Source organism: Oscillatoria salina IIICB1, assembly GCF_020144665.1.
Taxonomy (GTDB): Bacteria; Cyanobacteriota; Cyanobacteriia; order Cyanobacteriales; family SIO1D9; genus IIICB1.
This window is the reverse complement of the sequence record NZ_JAAHBQ010000160.1, coordinates 1-1512: the sequence shown is the minus strand read 5'-3', so window position 1 is coordinate 1512 and position 1512 is coordinate 1. Positions and strand designations below refer to the sequence as shown.

Here is a 1512-nt window from a genome sequence, read left to right as displayed (position 1 = left end):
GGAGTCTGAGCAAGTTTCCATCCCCGAAAGAGGGAGTCAAACTTCCGCAAACCTTGTATAAGAGTGGGCATTCCTGGGGGACGTTGGGAGCGATAACCCGACCATCCCCCTAGACGAGCAATTAGCCAACTAGCCCAAGCTAGAGAAGAGCGCTTATAGGGATTTTGTTGTTTATGAGTGTATCCTTGTAGAGTAGGAGCAAGATGCTCGAGACACTGTTGTTGTTCATCATTAAAAGCGAGATCCACCGAAAGTGCAGGAGAATCTCGACCAATAAGCAGTTGTAGGATACGCACCGCCACCGACAAAGCCAAGATAGTAAGTCGCTCAATGGCTGTAATGGATTCGAGTTGAGTGGCTTCAACATTCAATCCCGACTGTTTGAGCGTGGCGAAAAGTTGCTCAATACGCCAACGCCAGCGATACCATTCAATTATTTTGAGGGCTTGTTCAAGACTGAAAACTTTATGAGTGGTCAATAAGCGCCAATGGATAGGTGCTTGACCAACAGGAGGGTTGATTTCCTTCGCCTCTACCGCATAGAGACTAACACTGGTCGGATAATCTTGAGCCGATAAGTTCTTTGGTCGTCGAATCTTGACACAAGCAATGCGAATCGATAACCAAGCTTCTCGTGCGGTTCGTCCAATGCGAGGGTCAGCTAAGACTTGTACGGCATAAGTCCCTTGACACGGTTGCTGCTCGAGAAACTGATAAAGTGAAGCCTCTTGACCTAACAAGCGGCGATCTTGACGGACTCGAACTAAGACCTGAGTTTGAGCATCGGGAACTGTGGCCCATTCCTCATACAAATCACTTTCTCGGTCTCCAATGTGCGTGATTAACTTGGCTCCTCCCACTTTGAGGCAGTCTTGAGAGCGTTCGGCACCTAAGAGCCATTTGTAAGATTCTTTGTCTTCAATGGGCAAACTTTTGTAATTTCGTTGATGTTTATTGGCATGGTCTAAGGCTCGCTTCCAAATCTGCACACTACTTAAGCCCAAGGGAAATCCATTTTCGGCGTTCAAGACTAAGGTTGGGTGAATAAAAAAGCCTATATCTTGGTTATTCCCTACTACTCCCAAACCTTCAGCTTTAAGACGACCCGCATGAGCATTTAAGTTGATTTCACTACTATCGCTAATGGCTAAGATGTGTAATCCTTCTACTTGCTGTTGGCAAGCGTCTGAGAGACTTTTAACTAATTCCGATTGGCTGACATTCTCGTTTTCTAGGAAGCGATAGTATCCGATTTGCTCGGCTCGATTGCCACTGATTTGACGAATGTTTACTGATTGATTCTCTTCCATTGCTTTGTACAATGAGGCCCCCTTTTGACTAAACGAGGGTCGCCAAAGGCTTTTCCTGGATTTTTTTGAGCATGAATCAAAATTGGGTTATTCATCTAGACTCTCATTTTTGAGCTTTTTGGGGCGATCGCCTACTTTGCCGGACTCAGGCGACGCGATCGCCTCTGCCTTACATTTTACTTGATTTACCCCCCTCACTTCG

The 1512-nt window shown here is 46.0% G+C and carries 1 protein-coding gene; it reads right to left on the bottom strand.

What is annotated here, in order from left to right:
- A partial coding sequence (locus G3T18_RS24645) for an IS4 family transposase (protein WP_224413239.1) occupies positions 1 to 1310 on the bottom strand: 1310 nt, incomplete at its 3' end.
- Between the last annotated feature and the right edge of the window lie 202 nt (positions 1311 to 1512).